Source organism: Gemmiger sp. An194, assembly GCF_002160145.1.
GTDB lineage: Bacteria > Bacillota > Clostridia > Oscillospirales > Ruminococcaceae > Allofournierella.
This window is the reverse complement of sequence record NZ_NFKA01000014.1, coordinates 79,227-94,913: the sequence shown is the minus strand read 5'-3', so window position 1 is coordinate 94,913 and position 15,687 is coordinate 79,227. Positions and strand designations below refer to the sequence as shown.

15 protein-coding genes are annotated in these 15,687 nt (G+C 61.3%); 9 read left to right on the top strand and 6 right to left on the bottom strand.

Annotation, left to right across the window (positions count from 1 at the left end):
• Positions 1-932 precede the first annotated feature (932 nt).
• Complete coding sequence (locus tag B5F28_RS10025) at positions 933-1,220, bottom strand: cyclic nucleotide-binding domain-containing protein (protein WP_087295757.1); 288 nt, start codon at positions 1,218-1,220, stop codon at positions 933-935.
• Positions 1,221-1,778: 558 nt separating this feature from the next.
• Between B5F28_RS10025 and B5F28_RS10020 the strand changes: the two genes are divergently transcribed.
• Genes B5F28_RS10020 through B5F28_RS10005 form a run of 4 tightly spaced genes read left to right on the top strand, consistent with a single transcriptional unit; the run spans position 1,779 to position 7,184 of the window.
• Positions 1,779-2,369 carry a TetR/AcrR family transcriptional regulator gene (locus tag B5F28_RS10020; RefSeq protein WP_087295756.1) on the top strand — a complete coding sequence of 197 codons (591 nt, stop codon included), beginning with the start codon at positions 1,779-1,781 and terminating at the stop codon, positions 2,367-2,369.
• Positions 2,370-2,386: 17 nt separating this feature from the next.
• Positions 2,387-3,940, top strand: coding sequence for a phytoene desaturase family protein (locus tag B5F28_RS10015; protein WP_087295755.1), 1,554 nt, complete (start codon positions 2,387-2,389; stop codon positions 3,938-3,940).
• The gene (locus B5F28_RS10010; protein ID WP_087295754.1) at positions 3,940-5,106 is read left to right on the top strand and encodes an iron-sulfur cluster-binding domain-containing protein; all 1,167 of its coding nucleotides are present in this window, start codon (positions 3,940-3,942) and stop codon (positions 5,104-5,106) included. Before B5F28_RS10015 ends, B5F28_RS10010 begins: the two co-directional genes overlap by 1 nt.
• A gap of 26 nt (positions 5,107-5,132) precedes the next feature.
• On the top strand, positions 5,133-7,184 hold the full coding sequence (locus B5F28_RS10005; protein ID WP_087295753.1) for an oxidoreductase: 2,052 nt from the start codon (positions 5,133-5,135) through the stop codon (positions 7,182-7,184).
• An 86-nt stretch (positions 7,185-7,270) separates the two neighbouring features.
• Here B5F28_RS10005 and B5F28_RS10000 read toward each other — a convergent pair whose 3' ends face one another.
• The 5 genes from B5F28_RS10000 to B5F28_RS09980 are packed head-to-tail and all read right to left on the bottom strand — an operon-like array spanning position 7,271 to position 10,381.
• Positions 7,271-7,960 (bottom strand): PHP domain-containing protein, encoded by a 690-nt coding sequence (locus tag B5F28_RS10000; RefSeq protein WP_087295752.1) that lies wholly within the window; start codon positions 7,958-7,960, stop codon positions 7,271-7,273.
• Positions 7,961-7,994: 34 nt separating this feature from the next.
• Entirely contained in the window at positions 7,995-8,324 is a 330-nt protein-coding gene (locus tag B5F28_RS09995; protein WP_087295751.1) for a hypothetical protein, read from the bottom strand.
• Complete coding sequence (locus B5F28_RS09990; protein ID WP_087295750.1) at positions 8,311-9,597, bottom strand: [Fe-Fe] hydrogenase large subunit C-terminal domain-containing protein; 1,287 nt, start codon at positions 9,595-9,597, stop codon at positions 8,311-8,313. Before B5F28_RS09990 ends, B5F28_RS09995 begins: the two co-directional genes overlap by 14 nt.
• A 15-nt stretch (positions 9,598-9,612) precedes the next feature.
• Positions 9,613-10,035 (bottom strand): ATP-binding protein, encoded by a 423-nt coding sequence (locus B5F28_RS09985; RefSeq protein WP_087295749.1) that lies wholly within the window; start codon positions 10,033-10,035, stop codon positions 9,613-9,615.
• Complete coding sequence (locus B5F28_RS09980) at positions 10,028-10,381, bottom strand: DRTGG domain-containing protein (RefSeq protein WP_087295763.1); 354 nt, start codon at positions 10,379-10,381, stop codon at positions 10,028-10,030. Before B5F28_RS09980 ends, B5F28_RS09985 begins: the two co-directional genes overlap by 8 nt.
• Positions 10,382-10,655: 274 nt before the next feature.
• On the opposite strand from B5F28_RS09980, the gene B5F28_RS09975 reads away from it, so the two are divergent.
• The 5 genes from B5F28_RS09975 to B5F28_RS09955 are packed head-to-tail and all read left to right on the top strand — an operon-like array spanning position 10,656 to position 15,669.
• Complete coding sequence (locus tag B5F28_RS09975; RefSeq protein ID WP_087295748.1) at positions 10,656-11,153, top strand: NADH-quinone oxidoreductase subunit NuoE family protein; 498 nt, start codon at positions 10,656-10,658, stop codon at positions 11,151-11,153.
• Between the two features lie 6 nt (positions 11,154-11,159).
• Positions 11,160-11,708, top strand: a complete 549-nt coding sequence (locus B5F28_RS09970; RefSeq protein WP_087295747.1) for an ATP-binding protein — start codon at positions 11,160-11,162, stop codon at positions 11,706-11,708.
• A gap of 9 nt (positions 11,709-11,717) precedes the next feature.
• Positions 11,718-12,089 (top strand): (2Fe-2S) ferredoxin domain-containing protein, encoded by a 372-nt coding sequence (locus tag B5F28_RS09965; RefSeq protein ID WP_087295746.1) that lies wholly within the window; start codon positions 11,718-11,720, stop codon positions 12,087-12,089.
• A 16-nt stretch (positions 12,090-12,105) separates the two neighbouring features.
• Complete coding sequence (locus tag B5F28_RS09960) at positions 12,106-13,896, top strand: NADH-quinone oxidoreductase subunit NuoF (protein WP_087295745.1); 1,791 nt, start codon at positions 12,106-12,108, stop codon at positions 13,894-13,896.
• Positions 13,897-13,914: 18 nt separating this feature from the next.
• On the top strand, positions 13,915-15,669 hold the full coding sequence (locus B5F28_RS09955) for an NADH-dependent [FeFe] hydrogenase, group A6 (protein WP_087295744.1): 1,755 nt from the start codon (positions 13,915-13,917) through the stop codon (positions 15,667-15,669).
• Positions 15,670-15,687: the final 18 nt, after the last annotated feature.

The window sequence follows — 15,687 nt, the reverse complement described above, 5'->3', positions numbered from 1 at the left end:
CAGAGAATACGAAGATCCGTTCAAAAATATAGCGGATCTGGATGATGATTCACCAGATATCCCGACCGACAGTAGAAGAAAGAAGTAAAAAAGCAACGCCAAGTGCGGTTGGCGTTGTTCATTACGCACCTTTAGGTGCTGCTGGAATAATGGCCCTTATAGGGCCGTTCTGCAAACCCCACGTTTAACGTGGGGTTATGATTTTGATGTGATTTGACACAATAAGACCTGTTTTCACCCAATTTCTAGTGGTTACCAAGTGGATAACCGGCAAAAAAAGAGCACCAAGTGGTTACCAAATAGGATAACTCCTTGCCTGTAAATGTCGGGTAGATGCGCATAATAGCAAAGCGGAAAGTTCATGCGGAAGGCAGAACGAAATCTCATGGCAAGGGATTGTTACACCCGTCCGGCCCGGGTGGGATAGCTGGAGAATATCCAGGCAAATGATTCCGGCGCTTTATTGTGATAGTTTGAAGATACATCCTTTCTAAGACTGACGAGATGAAAGCAGAAAATAAACCGGCCTTCCGTTATTGGGAGGCCGGTTTTGGTATGTCAAAGTTTTTTGGGCAGAAAACTGCGCACATTCAAAAATCAGATTTTATGTCGGGAAAGCAGAAAAGATCCAAAAGATCCGAAGTGGAGCATGAAGCTGAAGTAGCATTAATAAGCTTGCTGAGTGTAACTGGAGTCATATTCAAAAATGACGTCACATATTTGTGACTGATCTGATCCAGAACATTGGGATAGTAGCGTAAAAACCACCGGTAGCGCTCGGCCGCGCTGTACTGGTACATCATAACCTTGAGCTGGTGATGATATCCCCAGGAATAGAGCATCTTTTTTTGATAAAGCGATTGTATGGCAGCGTGTCGCTGTGCAAGCAAGAGAAAATCGGAAATGGGTAAGGTGAAGACCGGAGAATTTGTCTATGCCTCAATGGTAAGGCTGAAGCTGACGTTCAGGTTGGAATCTGGCATAAGGGGATAGCCGGGGGTGATCACCAGACAATCTGTGATTTCGTTTCCGTCTGCATCCAGGAAAAAGCCCCGAAATACCCCGTTTACCAACAGACAGATCTGGGTGGGGTTTTCGCCGGTATCAAATAGCTTGTATCCTTTGGGAACATTCTTTATCTTACAAACAGCAAGCGCTTCGGCCAGTAAATCCTCCTGCTGGAGCCCCAGAACATTGCGCAAAAAATCCAGTTCAGACACGATACATTCCCCACGTATTTTTGTTCAGTATATCATAGAAAAGGTTAAAATTTCAAACGATGTTATAGTGCTGACAAGTAAAATATGAGGGCTATTTAGATGAAGAATCTATAAATAGCAAAATATATAATGTTTGGTTTAGCAGGATTACCTTGAGATATGGCTGAAAAATCAAAGCAGGAGTAATATACCTGAAACATGTTGATAAGATCCATCCAGAATCTGTGTACTATCCAAATTTCCGGGAACTTTTGTGATTCCTTGTTTTTTGAAATATAGCGTGACGGAAAATGAATGTTTTATTCGGCTGTATCTGCTCTGATGGGATATGTATACAAATGATTGAATTTTGGATTGCAACGACGAGGAAAGAAAGCAAAACTCCAGAAAAGCCTTTTGTCTGCTCTGCATAAAAGGGAAAATGGTGTTTTGTGCAAGCAGCCAAAGAAAAAATGCGCATGTTAATAAATCTGCAAAGCGGCTTGTTTTTGCAGAGGCGCTGTAGTAGGATAAGTATAAATAACACATGTTATTTAACCGGGAAAGGAGGGAGCAGCGATGCCGCCGCAAAAACGCATTTTCCAACAGGATATTCTGCAGGCCGCCGCCGAGCTGGTGGCCCAGCAGGGGCCGCAGGCGCTTTCGGTGCGCAGTCTGGCCCGGGCCATGGGCTGCTCCACTCAGCCCATCTACTCCGCCTTCGAGAGCATGGACGCCCTGCACACGGCCCTCATCGACTATGTGCGGGAGCATTATCTGCGGGCGCAGGCCAGCAGCTACAAGCAGGTGGCGCTGTCCTTTTTGAACTTCGCCCGCAGCCAAAAGAACCTGTTCCGGCTGGTCTATCTGCGCCAGCGCCCGGCAGGGGAGACCCTGTTCGAGGACCCCAACGCGGAGGAGACCATCCGCCAGCTGCAGGCCAGCCTGGAGCTGAGCGGGGAAAAGGCCACCGAGCTGCACCGGCGCATGGTCTATTACTGCTATTCCATGGCGGTTATGATGGCCACCGGCTATCTGGAGTTTTCGGAGGAGGAGATCGACCGGGAGCTCACCGAGTATTACCGCATCGTATTAACTTACTACAAGCAGGTGAAAAGCGAAGAGGAGCTGCAGCACTGGCTGTACCGGTCGCGGAACCTGTTGGGATAAACCAAAGGAGGAACACTATGGCAACAAATGCAAACAAGGCCTATGACGTGGTGGTCATCGGCGCAGGCAACGGCGGCCTGGTGGCAGCCATTCGGGTGCTGCAGGCGGGCTATTCCTGCCTGCTGCTGGAAAAGCACAACCTGCCCGGCGGCTTTGCCACCAGCTTCAAGCGGGGCCGCTTCGAGTTCGAGGCCAGCCTGCACGAGCTGAACGACTTCGGCTCCGCCGAGGACCCCGGCGACATCCGCACCCTCTTCCGCAGCCTGGGCGTGGAGGACAAGATCGACTGGGTGCGCATCCCCGAGGCCTACCACCTGATCACCACTGACCAAAAATACAACTGCGTGATGCCCTTCGGCATCCAGGCCTTCATCGACAAGATGGAGGAATACTGCCCCGGCAGCCGCAAGTCCATGACCGAGTTCTTCGAGCTGTGCAACGAGGTGCGGGACGCTCAGACCTATTCCAGCTCGGTGAACGGCAACACCGACTCCGAGTACATGAAGAAGAACTTCCCCAACTTCATCAAGGCGGGCAGCTACTCGGTGAACCAGGTGCTGGACGCTCTGAAAATGCCCGAAAAGGCCAAGGACATCCTGAACGCCTACTGGTGCTACCTGGGCGTGGACTGCGACCGCATGAGCTTTTTGCACTACGGCTCCATGGTCATCCGCTACATCACCCGGGATGCCTGGATGCCCAAGATGCGCTCCCACGAGATCAGCCTTGCGCTGGACACCCGCATCCGGGAGCTGGGCGGCGACATCTGGTACCAGTCCGAGGCCGAGACCATTCTGGCGGACGACGCGGGCCACATCCGCGGTGTGAAACTGACCGATGGCAAGGTGATCGAGACCCGTCACGTGATCGCCAACTGCTCGCCGCACCTGGTCTTCGGCAAGATGCTGGAGAAGAAGGCAGTCACCGAGCAGATGGTGCGCGCCACCAACAGCCGCACCTTCGCGGGCCGCGGCTTCAGCCTGTTCCTGGGCCTGAACCGCTCGGCCGAGGAGCTGGGCATCACCAGCCACAACTACTTTATCTACGACACCGCCGACACCGTGAAGCAGTACGACCTGATGCGCAAGGTGAGCACCAACCACGTGCAGGCTACCGTGTGCCTGAACAACGCCTACCCGGAATGCTCCCCTGAGGGCACCTGCATGATGTACTTCACCACCATGTTCATGTCCGACGACTGGGGCAACGTGACCGAGGAGGACTACTTCAAGGCCAAGGACCGGGTGGCCGACGATATGATCCGGGTATTCGAGCGGGAGACCGGCTGCAAGATCCGGGATGCCATCGAGGAGATCTGCGTGGCATCGCCCACCACCTACGCCCGCTACTGCGGCCATCCCGAGGGCGTGATCTACGGCTATGAGACCGCCGAGTGGGACAGCCTGATGCCCCGCATGATGATGATGAAGGAGGACGCGCTGATGAGCCCCGGCCTGCGTTTCGCGGGCGGCTACGCCATGCGCTCCAGCGGCTACTCCAGCGCGTATGTGTCGGGTGATCTGTCCGGCCGTCAGACGGTGGGCGATTTGAAGAAGGAGGCGAAGGCGTAATGAATTTCAAGAAACAGCCTTTTGGTTTTATGGATATGCTGCGGTTTAAAAAGCTGGTGCCCAACCGCCGCAAGATGCTGGCGGAAGGCCCCAACACTCCGCTGCCTCAGGAATACCGCACCAACACCCTGGCGAAGAAGCTGCACCCCGGCTACATGCGGGTGGAGCTGACCGCCGCCCGCCCCCTGACCGGCACCATCCGGGAGCTGACCTTCCGCCGGGTGGACGGCGAGGCCTTCCCCTTCTTCCGGGCGGGCCAGTACGCCTCCATTCAGGTGAAGATCGGCGACAGCCTGGTCAGCCGCCCCTATTCCATCGTGTCCAGCCCCCGGCAGGCCCTGGCGGGTGAGCTGGTGCTGGCGGTGGAGAACGCGGGCTTTGTGTCCGGCTATCTGAACGAGAAGGCCCAGGTGGGCGACCGCTTCGTGATGACCGAGCCCTCCGGCGAGTTCCACTACGAGACCCTGCGGGACAGCCGCAGCATCGTGTGCATCGCGGGCGGAAGCGGCATCACCCCCTTCATGTCCATGGCCTCCAGCCTGGCCGACGGGGATGAGGACTACCAGATGACCCTGTTCTACGGTGCGCGTACCGCGGACCAGCTGGCCTACCGGGCCGAGCTGGACCAGCTGACCGCCCGCTGCAAGGGGCTGAAGGTGGTCTACGTGCTCAGCGACGAAGAGTGCCCCGGCTGCGAAAAGGGCTTTGTGACCGCCAAGCTGGTGGAACAGTATGCGGACATTGCCGCCAGCACCTTCTTTCTGTGCGGCCCGCAGGCCATGTACGACTTTGTGGAAAAGGAGCTGGCCCCCTACGGCCTGCCGAAAAAGGCGGTCCACCGGGACGCGGGCTGCTGCGGCGACCTGCCGGTGGAGAATCCCGCCAAGTTTACCCTGACCGTACACATGCGGGACGAGGTGTACACCATCCCCGCCATGCAGAACGAGACCCTGCTTACCGCCATGGAGCGGGCGGGCCTGAGCGCCCCCAACAAGTGCCGGGCGGGCGGCTGCGGCTTCTGCCACAGCAAGTGGCTGGCCGGTGAGTACCATGTGGCCGAGGGCCGGGACGGCCGCCGGGAAGCGGACCGGAAGTTCGGCTTCATCCACCCTTGTGTGACCTACCCGCTGAGCGATATGGAGATCGACGTGCCGGTGGCCTACTGAGCAATAAAAGAGGAGGAATCATCCCAATGGATCAGCGTTATGAACCCTTGTTCACCCCCTGGAAAATCGGCAATGTGGAGATGAAAAACCGCATCGTGATGTGCCCCATGGGCGGCACCTCGCTGTTCGGCTGGATGGAACCCAACCACTTCGACAAGGTGGCGGCGGAGTTCTTTCTGAACATCGCCCACAACAACGTGGGCCTGATCATCCCCGGCATCGCCCCTCTGCGGGACCCCATCGGCGGCCGGTGGCTGTATCAGAATCCGGGCATGTTCAAGGAGCTGAAGGCCTACATGGAGCAGATCCATGCCACTGGCGCCAAGCTGTTCGTGCAGCTCACCGCCGGCTTCGGCCGCAGCTTTGCCATCACCGACCATCTGAGCATCCTGCTGCGCAACAAGGCGCTGGGCACTCTGGCCAAGCCCATCGTGGACGCCTCGTTCCTGTGTGCGTCTCCCAGTGAGCTGCCCTCCCGCTGGGCCGAGGATGTGATGTGCCGGCCCATCACCAAAGAGGAGATCCACCAGCTGGTGGAGGCCTTCGCCAAAACCGCCAAGCTGTGCAAGGCGGCGGGCGTGGACGGCGTGGAGGTGCACGCGGTGCATGAGGGCTACCTGATGGACCAGTTCACCCTGCCCTACACCAACCAGCGCACCGACGAATACGGCGGCAGCTTTGAGAACCGCTATCGGTTCGCGGTGGAGACGGTGCAGGCCATCAAAAAGGCCTGCGGCAAGGACTACCCGGTGTCGCTGCGGTATTCGGTGCTGAGCAAGACCAAGGGCCTGTGCAAGGGCGCGGTGCCCGGTGAGGAGTACACCGAGGTGGGCCGTGACATGGCTGAGAGCGAGCGGGCAGCCCGGTACCTGCAGGAGGCCGGCTACGACATGCTCAACGCGGACAACGGCACCTACGATGCCTGGTACTGGGCCCATCCGCCCCAGTACATGCCCCAGAACTGCAACCTGGATGACGTGGCCCACATCCGCAAATTTGTGGACATCCCGGTGGTCTGCGCCGGACGCATGACCCCGGAGGCAGGCGCGCAGGCCATCGCCGCGGGCCAGATCGACGGCATGGGCGTGGCCCGGCAGTTCCTGGTGGACGGCGCCTGGATCACCAAGCTGAAGGAGGGCAGGGAAGAGGACATCCAGCCCTGCATCTGCTGCCACAACGGCTGCTTCGCTCTGGCCCACTACAAGGGCGTGGCCAACGACGAGGACTTTAACGACGTGCTGCACATGGCCCGCTGTGCGCTGAACCCCACCACCATGCAGGGCCATAAATACGACATCCTGCCCGCAAAGAAGCCCAAGACCATCGCGGTGATCGGCGGCGGCATCGGCGGCATGGAGGCCGCCCGCATCGCCACTCTGCGGGGCCATAAGGTGACCATCTACGAAAAGACCGACCGTCTGGGCGGTGTGTTCATCGCCGCCGCAGCGCCGGACTTCAAGGAGAAGGACAAGGAGCTGATCCAGTGGTACCGCCGCCAGATCGAGCAGCTGAAGATTCCGGTGAAGTTCAACACCAACGTTACCGATCTTGCCCAGCTCAAGGCGGACGAGGTCATCGTGGCCACCGGCGCAGCCGCCCGCAAGCTGCCCATCCCCGGCGCGGACCGGGCCATGGACGCGGTGGATTATCTGGAGGGCAAGCCGGTGGGCCAGCGTGTGGTCATCATCGGCGGCGGCCTGAGCGGCTGCGAGATCGCCTATGATCTGTACCGCAAGGGAAAGACCCCTGTCATCGTGGAGGCCAAGAACGACTTGATGGCGGTGCGTGGCCTGTGCCTGGCCAACTCCTCCTACTTGCGGGACTTCTTTGAGGCCAACCGGGTGGAGGTCCACCTGGAAAGCAGCGTGGAGAAGATCGACGCCAACGGCGTGACCGTGAAGGGCAAGAACGGCGCAAGCCAGACCCTGGCAGCGGACGATGTGATCCTGGCCGTGGGCTACACCCCGGCCCCGGCCTTCGCCAAGGGCCGCCACGTGCATGTGATCGGCGACGCCTGCAAGGTGGGCAACCTGCGCACCGTTGTCTGGCAGGCCTGGAAGGTGGCCGAGCGGCTGTAACCGAACTGCATTAGATGAAAACAAAAACGATCCCCTCGGGAATCCGGCAAACCGCCGGCCCCGGGGGGATCGTTTTTTTATTTTTCTCATTTCAGAAGCGCACGTAGCGGGCAGTCCGGTGCAAGTAGCGGGAACTCGGTGCGCAGGGCTTCCAGACAATGGGCGTCGCTGCCGGTGAGAAAGGGCAGCGACGGGGGAACAAGCCCGGCGGCGGTCAGCGCCGCGGCCCGGTCCGGGTCGGCCAGCTCCGCCAGCGAAAACTCCGGCTCCTCGGGCCAGAGGCCCAGCACACTGAGCAGGGAATAGCTGTCCCGGTCGATGTGAGCGGGCACCGGAACGCCGCCCAGCTCCCGGCAGAGGCGGGCGGTCTCTTCCAGCGTCAGCCCGGCGGCTGCGGTGAGCAGCTTTTTGGGCTGGTCGATGATCTCGTCGTCCTCGTTCATCACCCATTGCGGGCCCCAGATGGCCGGGTCCCAGTCGAATTGCGGCAGGCTCTCGTACAGGGCGTCGCTCATGGCCAGCGCCGCCGCCACCGTGGGGAAATAGCACAGCAGATGGATCTCCTCGGCGGTGTTGGCCTCCAGCGCGGGCAGCAGCTGTACACCGTAGGCCTTGCAGCATTTTTCCGCGGCGGGCAGGTTCCGGGCGCTGTTGTGGTCCGCGATGGCAATCACATCGGCCCCGTTCAGAGCGCACAGCCCCGCAATGGTGGAGGAGGTCATCTCCCGGTCTGCACAGGGGGAAAGGCAGGAGTGGATGTGCAGGTCGTACCGCATGCCCGGGTTCCTCCCTTCAGATTTTCGTAAACGCTCATAGCTGACCCAACTTGCGGGCCAGCACCAGAGCGGCTTCGTAGGCGGGCAGGTCGGTGGTGAACAGGGCCACCCCCTGCTGAGCGGCCCGCTCCAGCGCGTCCGGCATCCAGGCGGCCTCCTGGCACAGCACCACCGCCGCCGCGTCAGCCAGGCTGGCCACCGCCACGGTGTTGATGTTGCCCATCACGGTGAACCAGACCTTGCCCTCGGTGCAGCGGCTCATGGCCCAGCTGAGCAGGTCGCAGCAGAAGCCGCCGGTCACCTCATGCTCGGGCACCGGCCCGGCGGGCACAAAGCCCAGGTTTTCCAGTTCAAGATTGGTCATCGCCCCGGCTCCTTTCCTGTAAAAGCTCTTCCAGACGGCGGCGCATCAGCACGGTGCAGTCCTCCGGCTTTGCCCGGCCGCGCACCACATCCTCGGCCAGGGCCTCGCAGGTGGGGGCGCCGCAGCCGCCGCAGTCCAGCCCCGGCAGCTGGGACAGAATGGTCCGCAGCCGGCTGTATTTCTCCATCTGCTCGGCCCGGGTGCCTTCCAGTTCCATCACCGGAGCATAGGCAAGGGGTGTGTCCCATCGCATGAAGTCCGGCACCTGGCGGCTGCTCAGGCGGGATTTGGCCTCCGGCAGGCCCCGGCGCAGCTGCTTCATTTTGGCCTTGGCGATGAAGGGGTTCTCCACCTGCAGTACGCCGCCCACGCAGCCGCCCGCGCAGGCGTTCAGCTCCACAAAGCGCAGGCCGGGCAGCTTTTCGTCTTCAAGATCTTCCAGCACCCGAATCACGTTTTCGATGCCGTCCGCCGCCAGGTAGTCGTCCACCCCGCGCAGGCTGATGCTCTCGCCGGTGCTTTCGCCCCAGCGCACGCCCGCACGGCCGATCTGGCTTTTGCCCTCGCTGGGGGTCTGCTTCATGGCCCACAGCATGCGGGGGTAGATCTCCTTGATGCTCACTGCCGCGTCCAGAGCGCTGTGCTCCACCCCTAAGGGGCTGCGCACATAGCTGATTTTGGCCGGGCAGGGGGAGAGAAAGATGCAGCCGATTTTCTCCGGCGCAAGGCCGGTGCGGCGGGAGGCGTCCCGCTTGGCAATACGGGCGGCCACCTCCACCGGCGGGGCCAGCGGCAGCAGATGAGGCAGCAGGTCCGGGTAGCGCACCCGAATCAGCCGCACCACCGCCGGGCAGGCGCTGCTGATCAGGGGCAGCGGCTGGCCCCCGGCGGTGATCAGGCGGCGGGTGGCGTCGCTCACCAGCTCGGCGGCGCGCCCCACCTCAAACACCTCGTCAAAGCCCAGAGCGAGTAGCCCGTCCACCACCAGATCCGGCCCGGGCAGCCGGTTGAACTGGCCCAGAAAGCTGGGCGGCGGCAGGGCAATGGTATAGTCGAACCGCTCCGTCACCGAGAGTGGGTCCGCAGCGGCGGTCTTGGCGTGATGGGGGCAGATGCGAATGCACTCGGCGCAGTCGATGCAGCGGGCCGGGTCGATGATGGCCTTGCCGCCCCGCACCCGGATGGCCTGGGTGGGGCAGCGCTTGATGCAGTTGATGCACCCCTTGCACAGCGCCCGGTTCAGGGTCACGGAATGGATGAATTCCTGTTTCATGGCGGCCACCTTTCCTCACAGAAGCACATTCATGCGGATGGTGGTGCCCTGCCCGGGCTGGGATTCGATGAAAAACTCGTCGCTGTAGCGCTTCATGTTGGGCAGGCCCATGCCCGCCCCGAAGCCCAGGCTGCGCACCTGCTCCGAGGCGGTGCTGTAGCCCTCTTGCATGGCGAGGGCGATGTCCGGGATGCCGGGGCCCTGGTCCTCCAGCCGCATCTGAATGGCCTCGGGGGTCAGCTCCACAAAGATCTGCCCGCCGCCCGCGTGGATGACCAGATTGATCTCGCCCTCATACAGCGCGATGGAGGCTTTGCGGATGGCCTCAGGGGGGAATCCCATTCGCTTTAAGGTGTGCTTCAGGTCTGCCGAGGCCTCCCCGGCGCGGGTGAAATCGTCGCCGGGCACGGTGTATTCCAGCCGGATGGGCTCAGTCATGGCCGCCACCTCCCCGCAGGCCTGCCTGATACAAAATGCCGCAGGCGGAGAACATGGTGCGCTGGGTGGCCAGCACTGCGATGCCTCGCTGCTCGGCCAGCTTCAGCACCTCCGGCGAGGGGCGCTTGCCCCGCACGAACACGATGCACACCATGTCCATCATGTCGGCGGTGCGCACCACCTGGGGGTTGTTCAGCCCGGTGAGCAGCACGGCCTGGTCCTTCACAAAGGCCAGCACATCGCTCATCATGTCGCTGCCGCAGGCGTTGTGGACCTGGGTATCCAGCCGGGCGCTCGGTGTGAGCAGCTCGGCGGGAAGGAGGTGCAGAATGTCCTGAATGGTCATGGCGGTTTCGCCCCTTTCCATGGGTTTTCTTCTTTCAGTATACGGCAAAAAGGGCAAAGCGGGCAATGGCCTTTGAAAAATCTGTCTGTGGCAGGTTGCATAAAATTTGCCCAATTGTTTTTCTTTTGTGAAGATTAAAACTATGCAAAATTTATAGGAAAACGGGCGATTTTGTGTTACAATGATACCACTGAGTAAACGATACAGGCGGTCGCCCGGACTCAAAATTATCCCGGGCCCCGCGAAAAAAACAGAAAACGGAGGGATACCCAACATGAGGCGTTTTTCCACCCTGCCCTTCGCAGGGACCCCCGAACAGGAGCAGCAGCTCACGGAATGGCTGGACCAGCACAAGGATATACCCGGCGTGACCATGCCTGCTCTGCAGAAGGCCCAGGAGATCTACGGCTACCTGCCCATTGAGGTGCAGCGCATGGTGGCGGATGCCTTGGGCATCCCGCTGGCCGAGGTCTACGGCGTGGCCACCTTCTATTCCCAGTTCCGGCTGGTGCCCCAGGGTCGCTACCGGGTGAGCGTCTGCCTGGGCACCGCCTGCTACGTGAAGGGCAGCGGCAAGCTGTATGAGAAATTGCAGGAGAAGCTGGGCATCGGCGACGGTGAATGCACGCCGGACGGCAAGTTCAGTCTGGACAGCTGCCGCTGCGTGGGCGCCTGCGGTCTGGCCCCGGTGATGATGGTGAACGACGATGTGTACGGCCGTCTCACTGGTGAGGACGCCGAGCTGGACGCCATTCTGGCCAAGTACGAGTAAGCGGCCATGCAGGAGCTGAGCATGCATGTGATGGACATCGCCCAGAACGCGGTGGCCGCCGGGGCGGCAAATACCCGAATCCTTTTAAGGATGGACACTGCCGCCGACCGGCTGGAGCTGACCGTGGAGGACGACGGCCGGGGCATGACCGAGGAACAGGCCAGGGCGGCGCTGGACCCCTTTTATACCAGCCGCACCACCCGCAAGATGGGCCTTGGCCTGCCGCTGCTGCGGCTGACCGCCCAGCTCACCGGAGGCGACGTGGCCATCGAGAGCGCGCCGGGAAAGGGAACACGGGTCACCGCCTGGTTCGGCCTTTCCCACATCGACCGCCCCCCGCTGGGTGATATGGCGGGCACCCTCTCCGCCCTGATGCAGGCAAACCCCGAGCGGGATTTTTGCTACGAGCTGCATGTGAACGACCAAAGCTTCGCGGTGAACAGCCGCGAGATCAAACAGATTCTGGGCGGTGTGCCCCTGGCACAGCCCGAAGTGGCACTGTTCCTCCGGGAATACATCGAGGAAAACAGCGCCCCCCTGCTGGAAAAGGAGTGAAACGAAACCATGAAAAGTCTGAAAGAGCTGGAGGCCATCCGGGACCGGATGCGCCAGACCGTGAATACCCGCGAGAGTGACAGCAATACCATTCGTGTGGTGGTGGGCATGGCCACCTGCGGCATCTCCGCCGGTGCAAGGCCGGTGCTGAACGCCATTGTGGAGGAGCTGGCCCGGGAGAACGTGGCCGGTGTGCAGGTCACCCAGACCGGCTGCATCGGCATCTGCCAGTATGAGCCGGTGGTAGAGGTGTATGAGCCGGGCAAGGAGAAGGTGACCTATGTGAAGATGACCCCGGAAAAGGCCATCCGCATGGTACATCACCATCTGATGAACGGCGAGCCGGTGGAGGAATACATCATCGGTTCGCTGACCAAGTGAAAGGGGGCGCGGCACAGTGTACAGAAATCATGTGATGATCTGCGGCGGCACCGGATGTACCTCGTCCGGCAGCGACCGCATTGCCGCGGCCTTTGAACGGGAGCTTGAGCGCCACGGTCTGGACAGCGAGGTCAAGGTGGTACGCACCGGCTGCTTCGGTCTGTGCGCCCTGGGCCCCATCGTGGTGATCTACCCGGAGGGCAGCTTCTACAGCCGGGTGAAGGAAGAGCATGTGGAGTGGATCGTGACCGAGCACCTGCTCAAGGGCCGCCCGGTACGCAGCCTGCTGTTCGACGAAACGGTGGACGGCGAGCGGATCAAAAGCCTGGACCAGACCGGCTTCTACAAAAAACAAAAGCGGGTGGCGCTGCGCAACTGCGGCGTGATCAACCCGGAAAATATTGAGGAGTACATTGCATTTGACGGCTATGCCGCATTGGGCAAGGCGCTCACCGAGATGACGCCGGACGATGTGATCCAGACCGTGCTGGACTCCGGCCTGCGGGGCCGGGGCGGCGGCGGCTTCCCCACCGGGCGCAAGTGGCAGCTGGCCTGCGCCGACCGGGGCAAGGTGAAAAAATTCGTCTGCTGCAACGCGGACGAGGGCGACCCGGGCGCATTCATGGACCGCAGCGTGCTGGAGGGCGACCCCCATGCGGTGATCGAGGCCATGGCCATCGCGGGCTATGCTATCGGAGCCGACAAAGGCTATGTGTATGTGCGCGCGGAATATCCCATCGCGGTAAAACGGCTGCAGATCGCCATCAACCAGGCCCGGGACTACGGCCTGCTGGGCGAGGACATCTTCGGCAGCGGTTTTAACTTTGACATCGAGATCAAGCTGGGCGCGGGCGCCTTCGTCTGCGGCGAGGAGACTGCCCTGATGACCAGCATCGAGGGCAACCGGGGCGAGCCGAGGCCCCGTCCGCCCTTCCCGGCGAAGAAGGGCTTGTTCGGCCGGCCCACCATCCTGAACAACGTGGAGACCTACGCCAACATTCCCCAGATCATTCTGAACGGAGCCGAGTGGTTTCGCAGCATGGGTACCGAAAACAGTCCCGGCACCAAGGTGTTTGCCCTGGGCGGCAAGATCCACAACACCGGCCTTGTGGAGGTTCCCATGGGAACCACCCTGCGGGAGATCGTGGAGGAGATCGGCGGCGGCATCCCGGACGGCAAGAAGTTCAAGGCGGCCCAGACCGGCGGTCCCTCCGGCGGCTGCATCCCCGCCGAGCTGATCGACACCCCCATCGATTACGATTCTCTGAGCAAGATCGGCAGCATGATGGGGTCCGGCGGTCTGATCGTCATGGACGAGGACACCTGCATGGTGGACATCGCCAAGTTCTTTTTGGAATTCACCGTGGACGAAAGCTGCGGCAAGTGTACCCCCTGCCGGGTGGGCACCAAGCGGCTGCTGGAGCTGCTGGAGAAGATCACCAGCGGCAACGGCACCATGCGGGACCTGGAGCGCATTGAGGAGCTGGCCGAGTTCGTGAAGAACAACAGCCTGTGCGGCCTGGGCCAGACCGCGCCCAATCCGGTGCTGTCCACCCTGAAGTATTTCCGGGAGGAATACCTGGCCCATATCCAGGACAAACGCTGCCCGGCGGGCGTCTGCAAGGCGCTGCTGGTGTACAAGATCGACCCGGACAAGTGCCGCGGCTGCACCCTGTGCGCCCGCAACTGCCCGGCGGACGCGATCATGGGCAGTGTGCGCAACCCCCACAGCATCGACACCAACAAGTGCGTGAAGTGCGGCGCCTGCATGGATACCTGCCGCTTTGGCGCCATCAGCAAAGGCTAAGGAGGGCACACGGCAATTATGAATATGGTAAATTTGAAGATCAACAACGTGCCCTGTCAGGCGCCGGAGGGCTCCACCATTCTGGAGGCGGCCCACGAGGTGGGCATCACCATACCCACCCTGTGCTATTTAAAGGAGATCAAGCGGGTGAACGGTGCCTGCCGGGTCTGCGTGGTGGAGGTAAAGGGCGCAAAGAACCTGCTGCCCGCCTGCGTCTACCCGGTGAGCGAGGGCATGGAGGTATTCACCAACACCAAGCGGGTGCAGAACGCCCGCAAGATGAATCTGGAGCTGATCCTCTCCATCCACAATCAGGACTGCATGAGCTGCGTGCGCAACGGCGACTGTGAGCTGCTGCGGCTGTGCAAGCAGTACGGCGTGGACAAATCCAACGCCTTTGAGGGCGTTCTGCCCGAGCGGCAGGACGACGACAGCGCCCCGCACCTGGTGAAGGACAGCTCCAAGTGCATCATCTGCCGCCGCTGCATCTCCACCTGCGCCGAGAACCAGGGCGTGGGCGTGATCAATGTGGTGGAGCGCGGCTTCAATACCCACATCGCCTGCGCCTTTGAGGGCAAGCTGGCGGACTCCACCTGCATCGGCTGCGGCCAGTGCATCACGGTCTGCCCCACCGCTGCCCTGGTGGAGCGGGACGATACCGAAAAGGTATGGGCCGCGCTGAACGATCCCACCCGCCATGTGGTGGTGCAGACCGCGCCCAGCGTGCGCGCGGCCCTGGGCGAAGAGTTCGGCCTGCCCATCGGCACCAATGTACAGGGCAAGATGGTGGCGGCTCTGCGCCGACTGGGATTCGACGGCGTGTTCGACACCGACTTTGCCGCCGACATGACCATCATGGAGGAGGCCCACGAGTTCCTGGAGCGGGTGAAGAACGGAGGCAAGCTGCCGCTCATCACCAGCTGCAGCCCCGGCTGGGTCAAATACTGCGAGACCTTCCACCCGGATTTCATCCCCAATCTGTCCAGCTGCAAGAGCCCGCAGCAGATGTTTGGTGCGCTGAGCAAAACCTACTACGCGGAAAAAATGGGGCTGGACCCCAGAAACATTTACTGTGTGTCGGTGATGCCCTGCACCGCCAAGAAGTTTGAGATCGGCCGCCCGGACCAGAGTGCCGCGGGCGACGGCATCCCGGATGTGGATGTGGCCATCACCACCCGTGAGCTGGCCCGGATGATCCACCGCAGCGGCCTGCGCTTTTTGGATCTGCCGGATGAGGACTTCGACCCGGCCATGGGTCAGGCCACCGGCGCGGGACACATCTTCGGCACCACCGGCGGCGTGATGGAGGCAGCCCTGCGCACTGCGGTGGAGACTCTCACCGGCGAAAAGGTGGAGCCGGTGGAATTCACCCAGGTGCGCGGCACCGATGCCATCAAGGAGGCGGAATACCAGGTGGGCGGGCTCACCCTGCGGGTCTGCGTGGTCAGCGGCACCGCCAACGCGGGCAAGGTGCTGGAAATGGTGCGCAGCGGGGAAAAGCAGTATGACATGATCGAGGTCATGGCCTGCCCCGGCGGCTGCGTGAACGGCGGCGGTCAGCCCATTCAGCCTGCCCCGGTGCGAAACTTCACTGATATCCGCGCCCTGCGCGCCAAGGCCCTGTATGACCAGGACGAGGCAAGCGTGCTGCGCCGCAGCCACGAGAACCCGCTGGTCCAGCAGGTCTACGCGGAATTTCTGGGCGAGCCGGGCAGCGAAAAGGCGCACCACATCCTGCATACCAGTTACGCGCCGCGCCCCCGTTTGTTCTGAAGCCCTGTTGCCCCTGCA

Excerpts from the sequence above, each read along its gene's own strand:
- B5F28_RS10020 (WP_087295756.1), top strand. The coding sequence starts at position 1,779 with ATGCCGCCGCAAAAACGCATTTTCCAACAGGATATTCTGCAGGCCGCC.
- B5F28_RS10015 (WP_087295755.1), top strand. The coding sequence starts at position 2,387 with ATGGCAACAAATGCAAACAAGGCCTATGACGTGGTGGTCATCGGCGCA.
- B5F28_RS10010 (WP_087295754.1), top strand. The coding sequence starts at position 3,940 with ATGAATTTCAAGAAACAGCCTTTTGGTTTTATGGATATGCTGCGGTTT.
- B5F28_RS10005 (WP_087295753.1), top strand. The coding sequence starts at position 5,133 with ATGGATCAGCGTTATGAACCCTTGTTCACCCCCTGGAAAATCGGCAAT.
- B5F28_RS10000 (WP_087295752.1), bottom strand. The coding sequence starts at position 7,960 with ATGCGGTACGACCTGCACATCCACTCCTGCCTTTCCCCCTGTGCAGAC.
- B5F28_RS09995 (WP_087295751.1), bottom strand. The coding sequence starts at position 8,324 with ATGACCAATCTTGAACTGGAAAACCTGGGCTTTGTGCCCGCCGGGCCG.
- B5F28_RS09990 (WP_087295750.1), bottom strand. The coding sequence starts at position 9,597 with ATGAAACAGGAATTCATCCATTCCGTGACCCTGAACCGGGCGCTGTGC.
- B5F28_RS09985 (WP_087295749.1), bottom strand. The coding sequence starts at position 10,035 with ATGACTGAGCCCATCCGGCTGGAATACACCGTGCCCGGCGACGATTTC.
- B5F28_RS09980 (WP_087295763.1), bottom strand. The coding sequence starts at position 10,381 with ATGACCATTCAGGACATTCTGCACCTCCTTCCCGCCGAGCTGCTCACA.
- B5F28_RS09975 (WP_087295748.1), top strand. The coding sequence starts at position 10,656 with ATGAGGCGTTTTTCCACCCTGCCCTTCGCAGGGACCCCCGAACAGGAG.
- B5F28_RS09970 (WP_087295747.1), top strand. The coding sequence starts at position 11,160 with ATGCAGGAGCTGAGCATGCATGTGATGGACATCGCCCAGAACGCGGTG.
- B5F28_RS09965 (WP_087295746.1), top strand. The coding sequence starts at position 11,718 with ATGAAAAGTCTGAAAGAGCTGGAGGCCATCCGGGACCGGATGCGCCAG.
- B5F28_RS09955 (WP_087295744.1), top strand. The coding sequence starts at position 13,915 with ATGAATATGGTAAATTTGAAGATCAACAACGTGCCCTGTCAGGCGCCG.